The sequence below is a fragment of the Klebsiella sp. 2680 genome (assembly GCF_900198535.1).
In the GTDB taxonomy this organism is placed as follows: domain Bacteria; phylum Pseudomonadota; class Gammaproteobacteria; order Enterobacterales; family Enterobacteriaceae; genus Klebsiella; species Klebsiella indica.
On the sequence record NZ_FZNJ01000006.1, the window covers coordinates 139106 to 157140 of the forward strand.

The 18035-nt window shown below is 56.4% G+C and carries 18 protein-coding genes; 7 read left to right on the top strand and 11 right to left on the bottom strand.

Annotated elements, in window-relative coordinates; translation table 11 throughout:
- Position 1: 1 nt before the first annotated feature.
- The gene (gene ftsY, locus FN037_RS21290; RefSeq protein ID WP_138359356.1) at positions 2–1549 is read right to left on the bottom strand and encodes a signal recognition particle-docking protein FtsY; all 1548 of its coding nucleotides are present in this window, start codon (positions 1547–1549) and stop codon (positions 2–4) included.
- 192 nt (positions 1550–1741) lie between these two features.
- On the opposite strand from ftsY, the gene rsmD reads away from it, so the two are divergent.
- Positions 1742–2338 (top strand): 16S rRNA (guanine(966)-N(2))-methyltransferase, encoded by a 597-nt coding sequence (gene rsmD / locus FN037_RS21295; RefSeq protein WP_142503110.1) that lies wholly within the window; start codon positions 1742–1744, stop codon positions 2336–2338.
- Positions 2328–2606, top strand: a complete 279-nt coding sequence (locus FN037_RS21300) for a DUF1145 family protein (RefSeq protein ID WP_138359360.1) — start codon at positions 2328–2330, stop codon at positions 2604–2606. The genes rsmD and FN037_RS21300 overlap by 11 nt, the downstream gene beginning before the upstream one ends.
- A gap of 15 nt (positions 2607–2621) precedes the next feature.
- Here FN037_RS21300 and FN037_RS21305 read toward each other — a convergent pair whose 3' ends face one another.
- Positions 2622–2972, bottom strand: a complete 351-nt coding sequence (locus tag FN037_RS21305) for a DUF2500 domain-containing protein (RefSeq protein ID WP_171034818.1) — start codon at positions 2970–2972, stop codon at positions 2622–2624.
- A gap of 151 nt (positions 2973–3123) precedes the next feature.
- Here FN037_RS21305 and FN037_RS21310 point away from each other — a divergent pair, with 151 nt between their 5' ends.
- Complete coding sequence (locus FN037_RS21310) at positions 3124–3750, top strand: lysoplasmalogenase (RefSeq protein ID WP_138359364.1); 627 nt, start codon at positions 3124–3126, stop codon at positions 3748–3750.
- Positions 3751–3828: 78 nt separating this feature from the next.
- Entirely contained in the window at positions 3829–6057 is a 2229-nt protein-coding gene (zntA, locus tag FN037_RS21315) for a Zn(II)/Cd(II)/Pb(II) translocating P-type ATPase ZntA (RefSeq protein ID WP_142503111.1), read from the top strand.
- 73 nt (positions 6058–6130) lie between these two features.
- On the opposite strand, the gene tusA is transcribed toward zntA, so the two are convergent.
- Positions 6131–6376 (bottom strand): sulfurtransferase TusA, encoded by a 246-nt coding sequence (gene tusA / locus FN037_RS21320; protein ID WP_142503112.1) that lies wholly within the window; start codon positions 6374–6376, stop codon positions 6131–6133.
- 291 nt (positions 6377–6667) lie between these two features.
- Between tusA and FN037_RS21325 the strand changes: the two genes are divergently transcribed.
- Positions 6668–7333, top strand: coding sequence for a 7-cyano-7-deazaguanine/7-aminomethyl-7-deazaguanine transporter (locus FN037_RS21325; RefSeq protein ID WP_138359368.1), 666 nt, complete (start codon positions 6668–6670; stop codon positions 7331–7333).
- Between the two features lie 73 nt (positions 7334–7406).
- Positions 7407–7964 (top strand): DcrB family lipoprotein, encoded by a 558-nt coding sequence (locus tag FN037_RS21330; protein ID WP_138359370.1) that lies wholly within the window; start codon positions 7407–7409, stop codon positions 7962–7964.
- Here the strand turns inward: FN037_RS21330 and FN037_RS21335 are convergent, their stop codons facing one another.
- Positions 7965–9185: an MFS transporter gene (locus tag FN037_RS21335; RefSeq protein ID WP_138359372.1), complete on the bottom strand. Its 1221-nt coding sequence runs from the start codon at positions 9183–9185 to the stop codon at positions 7965–7967.
- A 135-nt stretch (positions 9186–9320) separates the two neighbouring features.
- Here FN037_RS21335 and FN037_RS21340 point away from each other — a divergent pair, with 135 nt between their 5' ends.
- Complete coding sequence (locus FN037_RS21340) at positions 9321–10370, top strand: AI-2E family transporter (RefSeq protein WP_142503113.1); 1050 nt, start codon at positions 9321–9323, stop codon at positions 10368–10370.
- Here FN037_RS21340 and arnF read toward each other — a convergent pair.
- The 7 genes from arnF to arnB are packed head-to-tail and all read right to left on the bottom strand — an operon-like array spanning position 10367 to position 17745.
- Positions 10367–10750 carry a 4-amino-4-deoxy-L-arabinose-phosphoundecaprenol flippase subunit ArnF gene (gene arnF / locus FN037_RS21345; protein ID WP_142503114.1) on the bottom strand — a complete coding sequence of 128 codons (384 nt, stop codon included), beginning with the start codon at positions 10748–10750 and terminating at the stop codon, positions 10367–10369. The genes FN037_RS21340 and arnF overlap by 4 nt on opposite strands.
- Positions 10750–11088: a 4-amino-4-deoxy-L-arabinose-phosphoundecaprenol flippase subunit ArnE gene (arnE, locus tag FN037_RS21350; protein ID WP_138359406.1), complete on the bottom strand. Its 339-nt coding sequence runs from the start codon at positions 11086–11088 to the stop codon at positions 10750–10752. The genes arnF and arnE overlap by 1 nt, the downstream gene beginning before the upstream one ends.
- Entirely contained in the window at positions 11085–12740 is a 1656-nt protein-coding gene (gene arnT / locus FN037_RS21355; protein ID WP_142503163.1) for a lipid IV(A) 4-amino-4-deoxy-L-arabinosyltransferase, read from the bottom strand. Before arnT ends, arnE begins: the two co-directional genes overlap by 4 nt.
- A gap of 17 nt (positions 12741–12757) precedes the next feature.
- Positions 12758–13642 carry a 4-deoxy-4-formamido-L-arabinose-phosphoundecaprenol deformylase gene (gene arnD, locus FN037_RS21360; RefSeq protein ID WP_138359686.1) on the bottom strand — a complete coding sequence of 295 codons (885 nt, stop codon included), beginning with the start codon at positions 13640–13642 and terminating at the stop codon, positions 12758–12760.
- On the bottom strand, positions 13642–15624 hold the full coding sequence (gene arnA / locus FN037_RS21365; protein WP_142503115.1) for a bifunctional UDP-4-amino-4-deoxy-L-arabinose formyltransferase/UDP-glucuronic acid oxidase ArnA: 1983 nt from the start codon (positions 15622–15624) through the stop codon (positions 13642–13644). Before arnA ends, arnD begins: the two co-directional genes overlap by 1 nt.
- Positions 15621–16604: an undecaprenyl-phosphate 4-deoxy-4-formamido-L-arabinose transferase gene (gene arnC / locus FN037_RS21370; protein ID WP_138359410.1), complete on the bottom strand. Its 984-nt coding sequence runs from the start codon at positions 16602–16604 to the stop codon at positions 15621–15623. Before arnC ends, arnA begins: the two co-directional genes overlap by 4 nt.
- Before the next feature lies 1 nt (position 16605).
- Positions 16606–17745: a UDP-4-amino-4-deoxy-L-arabinose aminotransferase gene (gene arnB, locus FN037_RS21375; RefSeq protein ID WP_138359688.1), complete on the bottom strand. Its 1140-nt coding sequence runs from the start codon at positions 17743–17745 to the stop codon at positions 16606–16608.
- Between the last annotated feature and the right edge of the window lie 290 nt (positions 17746–18035).

Consider the following 18035-nt stretch of genomic DNA (forward strand, 5'->3'; position numbering starts at 1 on the left):
TTTAATCCTCTCGGGCAAAAAGTGCCTCAATAAAATCGCCCGCATTAAACGGACGCAGATCTTCAATACGCTCGCCAACGCCAATGTAGCGAATCGGAATACCGAACTGATCGGCAACCGAGAAGATAACTCCGCCTTTGGCGGTGCCATCCAGCTTAGTCAAAGTGATACCGCTCAGTCCAACCGCCTCATGAAACAGCCGGGCCTGGCTTATCGCGTTCTGCCCGGTACTGGCGTCAATAGTCAGCATAACTTCATGCGGCGCATCGACATCCAGTTTTTTCATGACGCGGACAATCTTCTTCAGTTCTTCCATCAGGTGCGATTTATTCTGCAAACGCCCTGCGGTATCCGCAATCAGGACGTCAATATTGCGCGCCTTCGCCGCCTGGATGGCATCAAAAATAACCGATGCCGAATCCGCGCCCGTGTGCTGGGCAATGACCGGAATAGCGTTACGTTGCCCCCAAACCTGGAGCTGTTCAACCGCCGCCGCACGGAAAGTATCCCCCGCCGCCAGCATCACCGACTTACCCTGTTGCTCGAACTGCCGCGCCAGCTTGCCGATGGTGGTGGTTTTACCGACGCCATTGACGCCAACCATCAAAATTACAAACGGCGTTTTGCCTTCAACATTCAACGGCTCGTCCACTTTGGCGAGAATATCGCTCATCTCTTCTTTTAACAGGCCGTACAGCGCTTCGGCGTCGCGTAGCTGTTTGCGGCTAGCGCCTTCGGTAAGATTTGTAATGATCTTACGGGTGGTTTCCACCCCGACATCGGCAATCAGCAACTGTTCTTCCAGCTCTTCAAACAGATCATCGTCGATTTTCTTGCCGCGGAACAGACTGATAAATCCGGAACCGAGATTCTGTTTGGTCTTCACCAGGCTGCGTTTAAGGCGGGCGAAGAAACCTTCTTTGGTCGGTTTTTCTTGCTCTGCCGGCGTGACGATTTCTTCATCCGCCGCCGATTCAACGGCGTTTTCCGCCGCATCGGCCGCTGCCAGCGCCTGGGTGTCCAGATCGTCGTCGGTGATTGCCGGTGCGACCTCTTCTACCGCCTCTTCTGTTTCCGGTTCTTCTATTTTCGCGTCTTCAACGTCTGATTCTGCAACGACAGCATCTCCAGCGTTTTCAACACATTCTGTTTCAGTCACCGCCTCTTCCGGCGCCTGTTCAACCACCGCTTCCGCGACCACCGGCTCGGCAAGCACTTCTTCAACCAAAGGCTCACTGACGATCTCTGCAGCCGCCGTTTGCGCCTCAACGTCCGGCGATTCAACAACCGCCTGCGGCTGTTCGCTTGCCGCAACCTGCCCGGTCACGTCGACCACGTCGGCAGCAAAGGCCTCGGCGTCTTCTTTTTCCGCCGCTTGCGCCTCAACCGTTTCCGCCACAGGCGCTGGCGCCTGGCTCTCCGGTCTCTGTTCTGGTTCCGCACCCTCTTGCTGAGCTTCTACTTTTTGTTCTGTTTCTGTTGCCTGCGCCTGTTCTTTTTGACCAAAGCCCAGCCAGGAAAAGAAGCCACGTTTTTTGTCTTTCGCCATTTGCGACTACACTCCTCGCTGTTAATTCATGGCACAGCTTCGGCCTGTTGATAGCGGAAGCTGAAAAATGATGAAATTAGTCGGATAGTCTACCACTTAACTTAACTCGCATCACCGCCCCTGGATTAAGGTTTCGTCAACTGCCATCGATCGCTAGAATAGCAGGCCGGAAGTTGAGACTTGAGCAAAGAGATGAAGAAAGCAAACCACGCAGGCAGCGGTCAGATCCGCATTATCGGCGGGCAATGGCGAGGCCGTAAATTACCGGTGCCGGAGAGCCCGGGTCTGCGCCCGACCACTGACCGGGTCCGCGAAACGCTATTTAACTGGCTGGCGCCGTCAATCGTCGACGCTAACTGCCTGGACTGTTTCGCTGGCAGCGGTGCGTTGGGCCTTGAAGCCCTTTCCCGCTATGCGGCCAGCGCCACGCTACTGGAAATGGAACGCGGCGTCGCGCAGCAACTGCAAAAAAATCTGGCGACGCTAAAGGCTGGCAACGGCAAGGTCGTTAATACCAACACCCTGGCGTTTCTCGCGCAGGCGGGCACGCCGCACCATATCGTGTTTGTCGATCCCCCGTTCCGCAAAGGGCTGCTTGAAGAGACGCTGAAACTGCTGGAAAACAACGCATGGCTTAGCGATGAAGCGCTCATCTACATTGAGAGTGAAGTCGAAAACGGTTTACCGCCAGTGCCGGCGGGCTGGCATCTGCACCGTGAAAAAGTGGCCGGACAGGTCGCCTACCGCCTCTACCAACGTGAGGCACAAGGAGAAAACCATGCTGATTAATTTTGGCCGCTTGCTGATGCTGTGCGTGTGGGCGTTTTTATTGCTGAACTTGTTTCAACCGTTCCCGAAACCGCTGAATATCTTCGTTAACGTGGCGCTGATCTTTATGATTCTGATGCACGGCCTGCAGTTGACGCTGCTGAAGGCGACGCAGACAAAAGAGATGCCGCCGCTGGGGCGCTTTGAGCAAATTCGGATTTTCATCTTCGGCGTATTTGAACTGGTCGCCTGGCAAAAGAAGCTCAAAGCGACCATGAAGAAAAAATAAGACCGGGCAAAGGGTTCAGGGATCCGGCGTAAAACGGATAAACCGCGAACCTTTGTAACTGAGCACGCCCTTATCGCCAACGTTGAGCGCATGATATTGCGCCGCCTGCAGACGAAACGCCATTTCCAGCCCACCGCTTTGCGGCCTGAAGCTGGCCTCATAACGCATTTCACTCCCTGCAGGCGTCACCGTCTGCTGGCGTGAACGACGATCGTTAATCACCTTCTCCCGCTTATTGCTCACTACCACCTGTTTTTGTAGCAGCGGCGCGGCATCATTCTCCATCTTTTCCCGACGCTGCTGCACATAGCGATACGATGCCGCGATCGCGATGATGGCAACAGCAACAATAAAAAAAAGCGGAATTTTAGTCATTCACCTTGCCCCCTGGAATTATCAGGAATAAGAGTACAGTGGCTTGATTAACATTGTCATCTTCCACTGCAAACCACTACACTGAGATGCAGTACCGTCAGCACAATCATTTACCTAATGGTAACAGATACAGGGACTTACTATGCTTTGGTCATTTATTGCTGTCTGTTTCTCCGCATGGCTTTACGTCGATGCATCTTATCGTGGCCCCGCCTGGCGTCGCTGGGTGTTTAAACCCGTCACGCTGATCCTGCTTCTGTTACTGGCCTGGCAAGCGCCGATGTTTAACGCCATCAGCTACCTGGTGCTGGCGGGACTTTGCGCCTCACTGGTCGGTGATGCGCTGACCCTGCTGCCTCGTCAGCGGGTGATGTACGCCGTGGGAGCATTCTTTCTCTCGCATCTGCTCTACACCATTTGGTTTGCCAGCCAGCTAACGCTGTCTTTCTTCTGGCCGCTGCCGCTGGTGCTGCTGATCCTCGGCGCTCTGCTGCTGGCGATTATCTGGACCCGGCTGGAAGAGATGCGGATTCCGGTATTTACCTTTATTGGTATGACGCTGGTGATGGTCTGGCTGGCCGGTGAACTGTGGTTTGCCCGGCCGACGGATACCGCGCTGTCAGGTTTCGTTGGCGCAGCATTCCTGCTGCTCGGTAACGCAGTCTGGTTGATCAGCCATTATCGTCGTCGCTTCCGCGCTGACAACGCTATCTCTTCGGCATTTTACTTCGCCGGGCACTTCCTGATCGTCCGGGCGCTTTATTTGTAATTAAGCGCTTGACTCTGGAGTCGACTCCAGAGTGTATCCTCCGGGTAATGAGAAAATTATCATTACCCGGAGGGTCTCATGTCGGCATCGGAATCGCAGGATAAAAAAGTCCCACAATTCTCCTCATTAAAATTTACACCTGTGGCACAGGCCCCAGAAGGCTGCTGCTCTGACCACGCGTGCTCCGCCGAAACCGCCATCGAAACTAACATCCTGAGTGGCGCACGCTATCGCTGGCTGATCGAAGGGATGGATTGCGCCGCCTGCGCCCGCAAGGTAGAAAACGCCGTTCGCCAGGTACCGGGCGTCAGCCAGGTGCAGGTGCTGTTTACCACCGAAAAACTGCTGGTCAATGCTGATGGCGATGTGCGTGCACAGGTCGAAAGCGCCGTGCGCGCCGCGGGTTACGAACTGCATGATGAAAACACCGCTCAGCAAGGGAGCCAGGCCACCCGACGACGGGATAATCTGGCGCTCATCACCCTGATCCTCATGATGGCGTTAAGCTGGGGGCTGGAGCAGTTCAACCATCCCTTCGGCAAGCTGGCATTCGTGGCCACCACCCTTGTTGGCCTGTGGCCGGTCGCCCGACAGGCAATACGCCTGATCAAAAGCGGTAGCTGGTTCGCGATTGAAACCCTGATGAGCGTCGCCGCCATTGGCGCGCTGTTTATCGGGGCGACCGCCGAAGCGGCGATGGTGCTGCTGCTGTTCTTAATTGGCGAACGCCTTGAGGGCTGGGCCGCCAGTCGCGCGCGTCAGGGGGTCAGCGCATTGATGGCGCTGAAACCCGATACCGCTATTCGCATTCGCAACGGCGTGCGCGAAACCGTGGCCCAGCACGAGCTGCGCCCCGGCGACGTGATTGAAGTGGCCGCTGGCGGGCGTCTGCCTGCCGATGGTCAGTTGCTGTCGCCCTTCGCCAGCTTTGATGAGAGCGCCCTGACCGGCGAATCCGTGCCGGTAGAACGTAACGCCGGTGAACGCGTCGCGGCTGGCGCTACCAGCGTCGATCGTCTGGTACAGTTGGCGGTTATTTCCGAACCGGGCGACAGCGCCATCGATCGCATCCTTAAGCTGATTGAAGAAGCGGAAGAACGCCGCGCGCCAATTGAGCGTTTTATCGATCGCTTTAGCCGAATCTATACGCCAGTGATTATGGTTGTCGCCCTGTTGGTTGCCGTTATTCCACCGCTACTGTTTGCCGGCGTTTGGCTGCCGTGGATCTACAAAGGCTTGACCCTGCTGCTGATTGGCTGTCCATGCGCGCTGGTGATCTCCACCCCGGCGGCGATCACCTCCGGACTGGCGGTAGCGGCACGCCACGGTGCGCTGATTAAAGGCGGCGCAGCGCTGGAGCAGCTCGGCCGCGTACGACAGGTCGCGTTTGATAAAACCGGTACGCTGACTATCGGCCAGCCGCGCGTAACCGCCGCGATTACCGTCGCGGATATGGGTGAAAACGATCTACTGGCGCTGGCGGCCGCCGTCGAACAGGGCGCCAGCCATCCGCTGGCTCAGGCCGTCGTACGCGAAGCGGAACGGCGTCAGCTAACCCTCCCGTCGGCCAGCGGCCAGCGCGCGCTGGCCGGTTCCGGTATTGAGGCGCAAGTCGAGGGACGGCGGGTGCTGATTTGCGCCGCCAGCAAAAATACCGCCCCACAGTACGAGGAGCGTATCCAGCAACTGGAGAAGGCCGGGCAAACCGTGGTGCTGGTACTGCGCGATGAGATGCTGCTGGGAATTCTGGCGCTACGCGATACGCTGCGCGACGACGCCCGCCAGGCGGTAGATGAACTGCATCAACTGGGCGTTCAGGGCGTAATTCTTACCGGCGATAACCCGCGCGCGGCGGCAGCTATCGCCAGCGAACTGGGACTGGAATTTCGCGCCGGTCTGCTGCCTGAGGATAAAGTACAGGCGGTGACGGCGCTTAACGCACAAGCCCCGCTGGCGATGGTCGGCGACGGTATCAACGATGCGCCAGCCATGAAAGCCGCGACCATTGGTATTGCTATGGGCAGCGGTAGCGACGTTGCTCTGGAGACCGCCGATGCGGCACTGACCCATAACCGTCTGACCGGGCTGGCGCAGATGATCTCCCTGGCGCGCGCCACCCACGCCAATATCCGGCAGAATATCGCCATCGCGTTAGGTCTGAAGGGGATTTTCCTGGTCACCACCCTGCTCGGCCTGACCGGCCTGTGGCTGGCGGTGCTGGCGGATACCGGGGCAACGGTGCTGGTCACCGCCAACGCCCTGCGGCTACTGCGTAAGCAGTCAGCGGCAAGCCCCCGGCGGCGCTAACGCTGACCGGGCGACAAGCGGCACATCGCTGCGGCCAGGCGCGCAGCACCGCCCCGGAGAAGTCTGAACGGGCTCAGTGGCTTTTACGAATCAGATAGAGGTACGGCAGCGCTTCGGTTTCCTGCGCCAGCAGCTCATGTTCCATAAAGCGGCAGAAACCCGGAATATCGCGGGTAGTCGCCGGATCGTCAGCCACGATCAGCAACGTTTCGCCCACCGGCATCGTGCGCACGGTTTTACGCACCATCATCACCGGCTCCGGGCAACGAAGCCCCTGCGCATCAAGAGTATGGTCGGGGCTGGAGAAAAGTTCGCTCATTTTTATCTCACATTAACAAAACGGCCCTAGTTTACCCCTGGTTCGCCAGTTCGCAAGCCAGGTTAACGATTGCGCGAAAAACAACCATTGCATTACGCACACAACGCAGTATTATGCAGCCGTTTTATTGGGTTCCCTCACCCCAACTCTCTGTCCCTGAATAATTCGAGTTGCAGACAAGCGACGACGCAGTGAAGCGACGGCCCGTAAGGGCGAGGCTCATGGATGAGCCGAGTAACAAAGCTAACGCATCTGCAGCCTGAAGTATAACGGGCATAAAAAGGTCACAATATGAATCCGTTTACATCTCTTCAGCGTAAAAAAGCGCTGGTCTGGCTTTCGCTCTTCCATTTGCTGGTAATAACCTCCAGTAACTATCTGGTACAGCTACCGATCTCTATTTTTGGTTTTCATACCACCTGGGGTGCGTTCAGCTTTCCGTTTATTTTTCTCGCCACCGATCTGACGGTGCGGATTTTCGGCGCGCCGCTGGCGCGACGGATTATCCTCGCGGTAATGATTCCGGCGCTGATGATCTCCTACGTCGTCTCGGCACTGTTTTATATGGGCGAGTGGCAGGGTTTTGCGGCATTAACCCACTTCAACCTGTTTGTCGCCCGTATCGCTGCCGCCAGCTTTATGGCTTACGCGCTGGGGCAAATCCTCGATGTCCACGTCTTTAATCGCCTGCGCCAGAATCGTCGCTGGTGGCTGGCGCCAACGGCGTCCACTCTCTTCGGCAACATCAGCGACACCCTGGCCTTTTTCTTTATCGCCTTCTGGCGCAGCCCGGACCCGTTTATGGCGGCGCACTGGGGAGAAATCGCTATCGTCGATTATTGCTTCAAGGTACTGATTAGCATTGTATTCTTCTTGCCAATGTATGGCATGTTGTTGAATATGTTATTGAAAAAGCTGGCAGATAAATCTGATTTATCCGCATTGCAGCCAGGTTAAGAGTACTGGCGGAACGATGTGATAAGATAAGCGAATGAGCCGTTAATGGCCGTTTATCGAAAGGAAGATGTCAATGCGCAATTTGGTTAAATATGTCGGTATTGGCCTGCTGGTTATGGGGCTTGCGGCCTGTGATAACAGCGATACAAAAACAGCCACTACCGGCGCTGCCGCGGAAAGCAACGCCAGCGGGCAACCCATTAGCTTACTGGATGGCAAACTGAGTTTCTCCCTGCCAGCCGGTATGACCGATCAGAGCGGCAAGCTGGGCACCCAGGCTAACAATATGCACGTCTATTCGGATGCCACAGGCCAGAAAGCGGTGATTGTGATTGTCGGCGACAACACCCCTGAAGACCTGGGCGTGATGGCCCAGCGTCTGGAAGAGCAGCAGCGCAGCCGCGACCCGCAGTTGCAGGTTGTAACCAATAAATCCATTGAGATTAAAGGCCACACCCTGCAACAGCTGGACAGCATTATCTCTGCCAAAGGGCAGACCGCCTGGTCTTCCGTCATTCTTGGTAAAGTGGATAACAAGCTGCTGACCCTTCAGGTCACGCTGCCCGCAGACAACCAGCAGCAGGCGCAGACCGCAGCGGAAAATATCATTAACACTATCGTCATTCAGTAATCACTGGCCTGACCCCGCAGCCTCCGGTTCCCTGACCGGGGGCCGTCTTTTTAACCACCACCCCAGCAGCAGCGCCACCGCCACCAGCCCTGCTGTCGCGAGATAGATCGATGAAATTCCCGTCCACGCCATCAGCAGCCCGGCAAGCGGACCGGTCATTCCCAGCGAAAGATCCATAAATACCGTATAAGTTGCCAGCGCTGACCCCTGATTCTGCTGCGGTACGGCTTTCACCGCCACCACGCCAAGCGCCGGGAACACCAATGAGAACCCGGCGCCGGCAAACAGTGTGCCGATTTTCGCCATCAGCGGCGTACCGGCAAATCCGACTAACAGCAGCCCGATAATCTCGACGACAAAACAGATCATCGCCACATTCAGCCCGCCGAGACGATTAATCCCGTTCGGGAACAGCAGACGCGTGCCGACAAAGGCGCAGCTAAACAGCGTCAAGGCAAAGGCCGCGCCACTCCAGCCTTTTGCATCATAAAACAGGGTAATAAACGTGGCGATAACGCCAAAACCGGCCGACGCCAGGGCCAGCGCCATTCCGTAGAGCCAGACGCGCCCCAGTACCGCGCGAAACGACATCGCTTTGCCCTTGCTCGCCTTCACTGCCGCTCTCGGTAATGCACACAGCACCGCCACCAACGCCACAGCCATAATCGTACACGCCAGACCGTGCAGCCCAATAAGGGTGTAACAGAGCACGCCGAGCGGCGCGCCCATCGCCATCGCCCCGTAGGTCACAATCCCGTTCCAGGAGATAACGCGCCCAATATGCAACGAGCCAACAACCCCAACCCCCCATAGCGTTGAGCCCGTCCCCGCAAAGCTCTGCCCGATACCAAGAATGACGCGTCCAAGACAGAGCAACAGCAGGCTAACGATGGGCCAGCCATGGCTAAAAACCGCTAACAGATAGCACAGACCACTCAAAAAACAGCCGCACAGACCAAAGACGACGATGCTTTTCGGCCCCAGCAGGTCGGCGTAGCGCCCGGCATGGGGACGGCTAAGTAGCGTCGCGAAATACTGGAGGCTGATCACCAGCCCGGCCCAGAATGCGCTAAAGCCCATCACATCATGAACATAACCCGGCAACACCGCCAACGGCAGGCCAATAGTCAGGTAGCTGGCAAAGTTAAAGATCACAACAGAGACAATCCGCAGATTGAGACGCAATCCATTGAGCGCCGGTTCGGCGACGGTTTCAGGCATCGGGTTCCACCAGATTTTTACAACAATGTTTCGTTTCTACCATGTTGCATGCTGAAAATCAGCAGCAAGATTAGGCTGTGTCCGGCGACAAGTCAGCCACTACACTTAATGAATATCATCAAAAAGGAACAGTGAATGGCAACCCCTCAGCCCGATAAAACAGGCATGCATATTCTGCTCAAACTGGCATCGCTGGTCGTTATTCTCGCCGGTATTCATGCCGCAGCGGATATCATCGTACAACTATTACTGGCGCTTTTCTTCGCCATTGTCCTCAACCCGCTGGTAACCTGGTTTATTCGCCGTGGCATCCGACGTCCGGTGGCCATCACTATTGTGGTCGCAGTGATGCTCATTGTTCTTACTGCGCTAATTGGCGTGCTGGCGGCCTCCATTAACGAATTCGTCGCAATGTTGCCGAAGTACAATCAGGAACTAACGGTCAAGCTCCTGCGGCTGCAAGAGATTCTGCCATTTTTGCATATTCACATATCTCCGGAGCGAATATTACAACGCATTGATTCCGACAAAGTGATGACGTTAACGACCACGCTAATGAGCGGGCTGTCAGGCGCTATGGCCAGCGTCGTTTTGCTGGTCATGACCGTTATCTTCATGCTCTTTGAAGTCCGTCATGTCCCTTATAAACTGCGTTTTGCACTCAGTAACCCCCAGATCCACATCGCCGGTCTCCACCGTGCCTTAAAAGGCGTCTCGCACTATCTGGCGCTAAAAACATTACTTAGCCTGTGGACCGGGGTCATTGTCTGGCTGGGGCTGGTAATAATGGGGATACAGTTTGCGCTGATGTGGGGCGTACTGGCTTTTCTGCTCAACTATGTACCCAATATTGGTTCAGTGATTTCCGCCGTTCCCCCGATGATTCAGGCGCTACTGTTTAATGGTTTTTATGAATGTATGTTGGTCGGCGCGCTTTTCCTGGTGGTGCATATGATTATCGGTAATATTCTGGAACCACGCATGATGGGCCACCGCCTGGGCATGTCTACGCTGGTGGTTTTTCTGTCCTTGCTGATCTGGGGCTGGTTGCTTGGTCCAGTCGGTATGCTGCTTTCGGTGCCATTGACCAGCGTATGTAAAATCTGGATGGAAACGACCAAAGGGGGGAGTAAGCTGGCAATATTACTCGGACCGGGACGCCCAAAAAGTCGATTGCCGGGTTAATCCCGCCGTTTCACTGGCCAGAAAATAGTCAGCACCCCGGCGACAATCAACAACACGCCCAGCAGTGATTGCCAGTGGAAAGGCTCATGCCAGCCGGGGAGCCAGATCGCGGCGGCCCATACCAGAATGTAGCTCAGGCTTAGCAACGCGTAGGCTTTGGCCAGCGGCAATTGTTGCAGGGAAAAGTACCAGCACACCATTGACAACAGATATCCCATAAGGCCGAGCAACAGGCTAAAAGCGCCCGCCCGCAGATGCAGCAGGTGACTGAGGAAGGTGAGTAAATCCGTCAGCGGAGGTAGCTCGATCATCGCGCTACGCAGCAGTAGCTGCGCGCCGCTCGCCAGACCGACGCTGAATAACGCCCAGATTAACCCCATCAGACGCCGCTCCCCAGAATAACGATCCCGATGACGATCAGCCCCACGCCAAACCAGTGGCGCCGCGCGACCGGCTCGTGCCAGATCCCCCATGCGGCAAACGTCACCCAGACAAAATTGAGGCTCAGCATGGGGTAGGCAATGCTGACCGGGATCGACTGCAACACACTCAGCCATAACAGCATGCTGCCGCCCAGAGAGAGCAGCGCTAACCCCAGCCAGCCGAAAATATGATGCCCGCGCCGCCCGGATTTAGACGGGCGGGTTGCCTGTTTCTGGCACAGTTGTCCGGCGCAGCTCAGCAGGCTGGCGAAAACCAGACAGATCCAGACGCTCATTGCGGCAGGTACTGGATAAACACCATCCGCCCCAGCACATAAAAGTTGTCCGGTTTCGGTAGCGGTAAATCGCCCATACTCTCCCCTTTATCCATCAGCAGAACCAGCGAAACGGGCCCCTGCTGGCGATGCGCGGCCAGCCAGCGGGTAAAGTCACGCTGGCTCACATAGCGGCCCTGCGCATCCGGCCAGGCCAGCCCGTACTGCAGCTCACCCTGCTTGTCATACAGGATGATATCGCTACGCTTTAGCTCCCACGCTAAACCCGCGGCTATCCCCACGTTGTTGCTCAGCACATAACGGCTTGGCGTCAGCGAGTCTCTGACGATATCCGCCATAAACTGCGGCTGCTTACTGTCGATAATCCGATCGGGAATAGCGAAACCCATCAACAACGCCAGCGCCAGCGGGCAGCAGGCGGCGAGCGTCCAGCGCCGGGCAGTGTCTTTTATCGCCAGCCAGCCCATCAGCGCCCAGAAGACGAATATCAGCGCCGCCAGCAGGCACTTATACAGCTCAATATGGCGCCATAGCGACCTGTGCATAAAGCCCCATGGCGAGACCACCAGTACGGCGACCAGCCCCATCAGGCCGAAGGCAAGGTTGATCATGCCGTTGATTTTCAACACCCTTGCCCCGGATTTCGCGGCATCCAGCGCATAACGCGCCATCAGAATCGATAATGGCGCGAAACATGGCAGGATGTAGGTCGGGAGTTTACCCTTAGCAATGCTGAAGAACAGAAACGGCATCACCACCCATCCCAACAAATAGAGCGCCCCGCGCGATGCCTCGCGTTCGGTCCAGCCGCGCTTCAACGCCCCCGGCAACAGCGCCAGCCACGGCAGGCTACCGGCAAGCAGAAACGGAATGTAGTACCAGAACGGCGCTTTATGCTGGGCGTCTTTTTCGGCAAAACGCTGGATATGCTCAACCCAGAAGAAGTAGCGCCAGAAGTCCGGCTCACGCCTGGCGATAGCCAGCCCCCACGGCAGGACGATCAGCACGCAAACCCCTACCGCCAGCCAGCCATACGTCAGCACTTCGCGCCAGCGTTTGCCCGCCATCACCCATGGCAACACCCCGATGACCGGCACCGCCAGCGCGAGGAAGCCTTTGGTCATGACTCCCATACCGCAGGCAACACCCAGCAAGACGTAGCCGAGGATTTTGCCGCGGTGGCTTTGCGCCTGCGCCGCTCCCCAGAAACTGCACATCGCCAGCGCCATCCACATGGTGATCATCGGATCCAGCACCGCATAGGTGCCGATACCGTAGACCAGCAGCGCGGTCAGGAATATGACCGGTGACAGGATCGCGAGGCGTTTATCGCGAAAGAGCCGCCACGCCAGCCAGGCCACCAGCAGGGCGGTGGCGGAGATGGAGAAGACCGCCCCGAACCGCACCGCAAAGTTGTTATGACCGAACAGCCACTGGCTGATACTGTTAACCCAGTATCCGGCAATCGGCTTTTCAAAATAACGCAACCCAAGGAAATGTGGCACCAGCCAGTCGCCGCTCGCCAGCATTTCGCGACTAATCTCCGCATAGCGGGTTTCATCCGGCTGCCACAGCAAACGGAAATTGAGTGGCAGTAAATAGTAGATCACAAAAAGAGCAGCCAAAGAGATGCTGTAGCGAATGCTTTTCATTGAATAACCGAATTCAGTCATTGTTCACATCCAAGCCAGCCTTCCCGGCCAGCCAGTTCACCACGCACCACCTTACCCTGTGGCAGCGTGCGCAAATCGGCAGGCAACAACTGGCTTAACGGGCAAAACCGGATCTCTTCCTGTGCGGCCATGGTCAACAGTTCATCGAACTGTTCGGCACAGGCAATCCCTTCAACTTCTGCGTGAATGGTATAAACAGGCGTCCCGGTATCGCGATGAACGCAATCCAACAGGTAACGGTTGAAACCTGCGTTATCCACCACACGACCCACCGCTTCATCCCAGGTGGGTAAGGTCACCGGGATCTGCACGGTTCCCGGCATGCCGCTGCCGAGTTGCGGCAAAAATGGGGCCCTTCCCCGACAGTCGCTGTTATAGAGAAAATCGAACGTTTCTTTAGCCTCGATCACCCGCTGATCGGCTCGCCAACCAGCGACGGCGGAACAGGTTACCGGGCGACCAATAATCCGCTCCAGCTCCAGCAGCCCGCGATCCACCTCCAGCGTCAGCCGTTCCGGCGGCCAGATACCGCTCCACGTCTGCCAGCTGTAGTGATCCCAGGCATGCAGGCCAACTTCATGCGCCTGTGCGGCGGCGCGGATAATCTCTTCATTCCCCGCGCCGATCCTCCGCCCCGGCCAGGCGGTTCCGGCCAGTAAAATATCCCAGCCATACAGCGAAGCAGCCTTCGAGCGCAGCATCTTCCATAGAAACTTCGGTTTTACCAGGCGCCATAAATGACGCCCCATATTGTCTGGCCCAACGCTAAAAAAGAAGCTCGCCTGAATCCCGTGCCGACCCAACAGTGTCAGCAGACGCGGGACCCCGTCCCGCGTACCGCGAAAGGTATCAACATCAATGCGTAAGCCGACCTGTTTCATCATTTACCGTCGTCCGTCAGTTCAACCGTACGCAGGAAAAAGTCGAGGGTACGCTCAACGGTCTCTTCCATTGCCACCGTCGGTACCCAGTTCAGGCAGCGCTTAGCGTTGTTAATACTCGGCTTACGATGCTCGACGTCCTGATAACCTTTACCGTAGTAATCGCTACTTTCCACTTCGCGAAAACCGGCGAACGGCGGGAAACGGTCGCGCAACGGATGGCGTTCAAAACAGGCCAGCAACATTTCCGCCAGTTCTTTGATGCTGGCTTCGTTATCCGGATTGCCGATATTGATAATCTGCCCGTCGCAACGCCCGTCTTTATTCTCGATAATCCGGAACAGCGCTTCGATACCGTCGCTGATATCAGTAAAGCAGCGCTTCTGCTTCCCGCCCTCAATCAATTTAATCGGTGAACCCTCCACCAGATTCAGGATCAGTTGGGTGATGGCGCGAGAACTGCCAATACGCGCGGCGTTGAGGTTATCGAGACGCGGCCCCATCCAGTTGAACGGGCGGAACAGAGTAAACTTCAGGCCCGTTTTATCGCCATATGCCCAGATCACGCGGTCCAGCAGTTGCTTGGAGACCGAGTAGATCCAGCGCTGTTTATTGATCGGCCCGACCACCAGACTGGAAGTATCCTCATCGAAGTTGTTATCGGTACACATACCGTACACTTCAGAGGTCGACGGGAAGATAATGCGTTTATCGTATTTCACGCAGTCGCGGATAATTTTCAGGTTCTCTTCGAAATCCAGCTCAAACACGCGCAGCGGGTTACGGGTGTACTCGATCGGCGTGGCAATCGCCACCAGCGGCAGCACCACATCACACTTCTTAATGTGATACTCAATCCACTCCGAGTGGATGCTGATATCCCCTTCAACAAAGTGGAAACGCGGATTAGCAAGAAAGCGGCCGATAGCGTCAGAGCCAATATCCAGACCGTAAATCTCATAGTTGTCGTCGGCGAGCAGGCGCTCGGTCAGGTGATTACCGATAAACCCGTTCACCCCGAGGATCAGCACGCGGGTACGGCGCTTAATCGCCACGACAGGTTTACTGCTCAGCACCGCGCCAGCCACAAGTCCCAGCGCCTGCGCCAGTTGCCTACCTTGCATATAGACGCCACGCCCGGTCTGCCCGGTGACGATTTCCAGCGCCCCGTCCAGACACGCGACGATCAGCGGCGCAACGGAGATCACCGTGCCCGGTTTAGCTGCAGCCAGATCGTGGCGCACACGGGACTTCCAGACGATAAATTTGTTCGCCCCGGCATAGCCGAACGCCCCCGGCCACGGATCGGAAACCGCGCGCACCAGGTTATGCAACGTCTGGGCGGATTGCTGCCAGTCAAGACGGCCATCTTCCGGCGTACGGCGCCCGACGTACGTCGCCTGACGCTCATCCTGCACACGCTCTTCGGTTTTGCCTTCGCGGATTGCCGGTAGCGCCTTGCCCAGGAGATCCGCCGCCGCGGCACAGAGTTTGCGATGCAGCGTCAGCGCCACATCATCCGCGCCAATAGCCACCTTTTTCTGCGCCACGATATTCCCGGCATCTGCGCGGCCAATCATACGGTGCAGCGTCACGCCGGTTTCGCTTTCGCCATTCACCAGCACCCAGTTCAGCGGCGCACGACCACGGTATTTCGGCAACAGCGAACCGTGGAGGTTGAACGCGCCCTGCGGCGCGAGATCGAGAATGTCATTGCATAGCAGGTTGCGGTAGTAGAACGAGAACAACACATCCGGCTTCATTTCGCGGATACGTTCGATCCACAGCGGGTGATTCACATCATCCGGCGCCCATACCGGAATGCCCTGCTCAGCGGCGAGACGCGCCACGGAGCCAAAGAAAGGGTTTTCGCCAGGATTATCCGGATGGGTAAAGATAGCGACGATGTCATACCCGGCATCCAACAGAGACTGAATACCTGCACAACCCATATCGTGATAAGCGAAGACTACGGCTTTCATGAACGATCTTCCTCTTGAGATGCCGTTTCCGGCTGGCGAACAACACGTTGAATAAAATAGCGGGGGCGAGCACGAACATCGTTATAAATACGACCGATATACTCGCCGAGCAGCCCCATACCCACAAACTGGGCGCCGATAAACATGAACAGCACCGCGAACAGCATAAACACCCCTTCTGCCGCCCACTGCGGCCCCAACATCAGGCGCAGCACCACCAGCAGAAGAGCAAAGGCGAAGCCCAACAGCGCAATGACGCTGCCGAAGAGACTCAGCAGACGCAACGGCGTGGTGGTCAGGCAGGTCACCAGGTCATACATCAGGTTAATCAGGCGCATAAAGCTGTATTTGGAATCGCCGAATTCGCGCTCGGCGTGGATCACCGGGATTTCCACCGCACGGCGGGCAAAGGTGTTCGCCAGAATCGGGATAAAGGTACTGCGTTCATGGCAGTTGAGCATCGCGTCGATAATATGGCGACGATAGGCGCGCAGCATGCAGCCGTAATCGCCCATCGCTTTTCCGGTGGTGCGCTGAATCAGGCGATTGATCATCTTCGAGGCGCTTCGACGAAACCAGGTATCCTGACGGTTCTGACGTACGGTACCCACCACGTCATAACCCTCATCGGCCTTCTCCACCAGCCGCGGGATCTCTTCCGGCGGATTTTGCAGGTCGGCATCAAGGGTAATAATCAGGTCGCCGGTGACATGACTAAAACCGGCCATAATCGCCGAATGCTGGCCGTAGTTGCGATTCAGCAGCACCGCCACCACGTGGCTACCTTCAGCCTCAGCGGCTTCGGTCAGTATCCGTGCCGAATCATCGCTACTGCCGTCATCGACCAGCAGAATTTCATATTGACGTCCGAGCGTCGCACAGGCGGTGTCGGTACGGTGGATAAGTGCCGGCAGGCTCTCCTGTTCGTTATAAACCGGAATAACGATCGACACTTTTTTCACGGGAGGATAGCTAAACATATCAACATCCTGACAGCTGGCGTAGCGCGGAAATCACCCGAGTGACATCGTCATCGGTCATGTCCGGGAACAACGGAAGAGAACAAATACGCGCGCTGTTCCATTCCGTATGCGGCAATGAAACATCGGGGAAACGCTCGCGGTAATACTTTTGCGTGTGCGCCGCGCGGAAGTGCAGACCGGTGCCAATCCCCATGGTTTTCAATTTTTCCATCAGGACATCGCGGCTGATGCCGCAGGCGGTTTCATCGACGCGGATAATAAACAGATGCCAGGCGTGTTGATGGGCCCATGATGGCGCCGTGAGCGGCCTGAACGGCGTATCCGCCAGTTCGTCCAGATAGCGTTGGGCAATTTCGCCGCGACGCTGGTTAGCATGGGCAAGCTTCTCCAGTTGCACCAGCGCCAGCGCCGCATTGATATCAGCAAGATTGTATTTAAAGCCCGGCGTGATGACCTCCGCCTGCGGGGCGCGGCCCTGAGTCTGTCGATCCCAGGTGTCTACGCCGAGTCCGTGGAACTTCAGGCTACGGATGCGCGCAGCCAGTTCGTCATCATCGGTCACCACCAGGCCGCCCTCGGCGCAGGTCATATTTTTGATGGCGTGGAATGAGAAGATTGCGGTGCCTCGCCAGCCGACATGGCGGCCCTTGTAATACGCTCCCGCCGCGTGGGCGGCATCTTCAATCACCGGAATAGCGTGACGTTCACCAATCGCGCGAATCGCATCAATATCCGCCGGTGCGCCCGCATAATGCACGGGAATAATCGCTTTGGTTCGCGGCGTGATCGCCGCCGCAACCGCCTCTGGCGTGATCATCAGGGTATCGGGATCGACATCGATCATCACCGGCGTCGCCCCCAGCAGGCAGATCATATTCAGCGTCGAGACCCAGGTTTGTGAAGGAGTAATCACTTCATCGCCCGCCCCGATACCCAGCGCCATGAGCGTGACGTGCATGCCGCCGGTCGCCGAACTGACGGCGATAGCGTGACGGTTGCCGGTTAACGTGCAAAACGCCTCTTCCAGCGCATAATTTTTCGGTCCAGTGGTGATCCAGCCCGATTGCAAAACTTCACGCAGCGCAGCCAGCTCTGCGTCGCCCATCGACGGGCGCGAAAACGGCAAAAAGTCGCTCATCATTTTCCTGTTCTGTAAATAATTCAAAGGAAATAGGGAATTCCAGCAAATATCCTGCGCCAGCTGACTTAAACAAAATGAAAATGAAATCAAAATCAGTTTACTGATACATTTTTTGCCGGACATTCAGATATCCTTAAATTTAGCCTGGTTTTCTTAAAATAAGATTAAGACATGAATATTGACGAGGGAGAAATTTCATTAATATTAAAAATCAATGAAATAGAGATTTTTCTGGCGGTATTTCAGAAGCAGGAACGTTTCTGTCGGATGAAAAACCGACAGAAACG